Raw genomic sequence first — 3573 nt, 5'->3', positions numbered from 1 at the left:
TGGAGCCGGCGGCGGCGGGATGATGGTGCTGGTCGAGCGCAGGTACCAGTTCTCCCCGGCGCCCGTGGCATCGCCGGGCTGCAGGCGGTATTCGTAGGCGCCAGCGTCGACATGGCCGCCCTGCAGGGAGAAGGCATCCTTCGTGCTCTGCGCGGTGGTGGTGGCGCCATTGAGAGCGCTCACCAGCTCGATGCCGTTGCCCGTGGTGAGCGCCCCCAGGCCACCGAGGTTGACCACCTGCACCGTGGTGCTCCCGTCGGCCACGGCTGCAGGGCCGCTGAGGATGAGGCGGTCGCTCGCGCTGGCGCTGTCGCCCAGGAAGGCGCCCAGGCGCAGCAGGCCGTTGTTGCCCACGTAGGGGCCGGTGACGGTGAGTGTCGTACCGGGTGCCGCACCGATGAGAGAGACGGTGCCGGCGTTGATGAGGCTCGCGATGCCCTGGCTGAAGCCGGCAAGATCGAGGGTGGCACCCGGTGCGACGCTGTGGGCCGAGGCGGCGCTGAAGGTATTGGCAGCGCCAGCGCGCAGGGTGCCTTCGGTCACCGCTGTGGCACCGGCGTAGCTGTTGGCGCCCGAGACAATGAGCGTGCCGCTTCCGATCTTGCTCAGGTCGCCAGGGCCGGTGATGGCGCCGGTGAGCGTGGCGGTGAAGGGGCCGGTGTCGATAGTGGGATCGAGGGCGTCGGTGAAGGCGATGGGGTTGGCCAGGGTAAGGCCATCGGCGGCGAAGCGCAGGGTGGTATCTGGATGCATGGCGAGTTCACCGCTGCCCAGGGCGCTGTTGTTGCCGACGGCAATGCCGCCTTCCTTGAGGTCGGTGCCGCCGCTGTAGCTGTTCTCACCGGTGAGGGTCAACATGGCGGTGCCCGTCTTGGTCACGACACCGCTGCCGGTGATAGTGTTGGCCAGCGTTGCATCATGGGGCTGCTCGATCAGCAGTGCGGCGTTGTTGGCGATGGGCCCGCTGCCGAAGCTGGTGGCGCTTCCGGCCAGGGAGCCCGCGATGATGTTGGTACCACCGCGGTAAACGTTCTGCCCGGTGAAGACTGCACGACCCCCTTTGATGGTCACCGCGCCGTCGCCGTGGATGACGCCGCCGAATGTTCCGCTCGGATTCGACAGCGTCAGCGTGCGAGCGCCGAGGTCGACGGTGCCCGTGCCGATCAAGCTGGTGACGGTGGCGCCGCTGGTGGTGCCGGTGATGTCGAAGGCTCCCTGGTTCACCAGGGCGCTGGAGCTCGCGATGCTGCCCGCGCCACCGAGCGCCAGTGTGGTGTCGACTTCGACGGTGGTTGCGCCTGTGTAGCCGTTTGGGCCGCTCAGCATCTGGATGCCCCCGGTCACAGCGATACCGCCCGAACCGCTGATGACACCGCTGAAGGTGTCGTCAGCGCTGGACAGCGTCAGCGTACGCCCCCCGAGGACGACGGACCCTCCGCCGGCCAGGCTGGTGATGGTGGCGCCGTTGGTGCCGCTGATATCGAAGACGCCGTCGTCCACCAGGCCGCGCGAGCTCGAGATGCTGCCTTCGCTGCCGAGAGACAGCTTGGCGCCGCTGGCGATGGTGGTAGTGCCGGCGTAGGTGTTCACGCCACTCAGCTTCTGGGCGCCGCCGGCCAGAGCGATGCCGCCCGAGCCGCTGATGACGCCACTGAAATCGTCGTTGGCCTTGGACAGCGTCAGCGTCCGATTGCCGAGCAAGACCTTGCCGGTACCGCCCAAGCGGGACAGCGTGGCGCCACTACCGGTGCCGCTGATGTCGAGAACCCCGTTGTTGGTCAGGCCGCTGCTGCTCGCGATGCTGCCCGCGCCGCCGAGCGCCAGCGTGGCTCCGCTGCCGACGGTGGTAGTGCCGGTGTAGGTGTTGATGCCCTGCAGCATCTGAGTGCCGCCGGTCAGCGCGACGCTCCCCGTCCCGCTGACGATGCCGCCGAAGGTTCCGGTGGCGTCGGCGTTGGACAGCGTCAGCGCTCGGCTGCCGAGGACCACGGACCCACCGCCGGCCAAGCTGCGAATGGTGGTGCCCGTGGTGGTGATGTTGCTGATGTCGAAGACGCCATCGCTCGCCACGCCGCTGGAGCTTGCGATGCTGCTGGCGCTGCGCAACGCCAGCTTGGCGTTGCTCGCGATTGTCGTGACGCCGTCATAGGTGTTCACGGCGGTCAGGCTCTGCGTGCCGCCGGCCACGGTCAGGCCGCCTGCGCCGCTGATGATGCCGTCGAAGGTGCCGCTGGCCTTGGACAGCGCCAGCGTCTGGCCGCCGAGCAAGACGTTGCCGTTGCCGCCCAGGGTGGAGACGGTGGCGCCGCTGCTGCCGCTGATGTCGAAGATACCGTCGTTCCTCAAGCCGCGGGAGGTGGAAATGCTGCCTGCGCTGCCGAGTGCCAGCGTGGCTCCGCTGTGGATACTGGTGTCACCGGTGTAGATATTTGCGCCGCTGAGCGTCTGGATGCCTCCATTCACACTGACGCCGCCGGTGCCGCCGATGACGCCGCTGAAGACATCGGCAGCGTTCGACAGCGTCAGCATGCCATTGCCGAGGACGACCGAGCCGGTCCCCGCCAGGCTGGAGATGGTTGTGCCGCCGCCGGTGCCGCTGATGTCGAAGACCCCATTGCTGGTCACGCGGCTGGACTTCTGGATGTTGCCATTGCCGCTGAGCGCCAGCGTGCCGCTCGTGATCGTGGTCGTGCCGCTGTAGTCCTGGCCCTCGGTCAACGTCAGCTTGCCATCGCCGATCTTGACGACCGAACCTGCGCCATTGATTCGGAAGCTGTATATGGCAGCCGTTGTACTGTTCACATTGCCGCTGTCCTGGTTGAAGACCACCCGGGGCGTGTCGGCGGCAGACGCCGGGGCGAACGTGATACCGGTCTTGAAAGTGTTGGCATCCCCTTGCAGCGTGCCACCGACGATGGACCATTTCACGTCATCCGTGCCGGTGCCTGTCAGCACCCAGGTGCCAGCACCGGTCTTTGCCAGATCTCGGAAGCCGACATACTGCGTACCCGAGTAGGTGGCAGGCAGCGTCTTCACGATGTTGGACACATTGAACGAAGGCGAACTCGTGCTGCCGCCTACGCTGCCCCTCTTGACGTCGAGGACCAGCTTGTCATTGCCCTGACTGATCACGTTGCCGTTGAAGGCAAAGTCGGATTGCAGGGTCAGCGTGTTGCCGCCGCCGCTCAGAAACACGGCAGCTGCACGCGTGACGCCGTCGGCGCTCAGGCCGCCACTGATGGTGCCGTTATTGGTGATGCTTGCACCTCCGGTCGCTACGACGCCGATGCCCCCCGCACCTTTCGGTCCAGTCGTCCCATAGTGGCTGCCCCCACCCGCACCCCCGGCGCCGCCCGAAATGCCGCCAGTGTTGTTGTTCAGCAGGCTGCCCCCACCGGTAAGCGCGGCGCCCATGCCGCCGCCGCCGCCGGCGCCTCCATCGGAGTAAGCGACGCCACCATCACCACCCTTGCCGCCCGATACGGTGCCGTTATTCGTGACATTCGCCGCGCCTGTGATCAGCAGGCCGCCGCCGCCAGCCCCGCCACCGCCGCCGCCGCCGCCGTACTTGAA

The 3573-nt window shown here is 67.3% G+C and carries 1 protein-coding gene; it reads right to left on the bottom strand.

Features of this window, described 5'->3' with window-relative positions:
• A partial coding sequence (locus tag APY03_RS27070; RefSeq protein WP_068681725.1) for an autotransporter-associated beta strand repeat-containing protein occupies positions 1-3573 on the bottom strand: 3573 nt, incomplete at both ends.

Origin of the sequence: Variovorax sp. WDL1 (assembly GCF_001541225.1) — a bacterium.
Classification (GTDB): Bacteria; Pseudomonadota; Gammaproteobacteria; order Burkholderiales; family Burkholderiaceae_C; genus Variovorax.
This window is presented reverse-complemented; position numbering and strand designations above follow the sequence as displayed.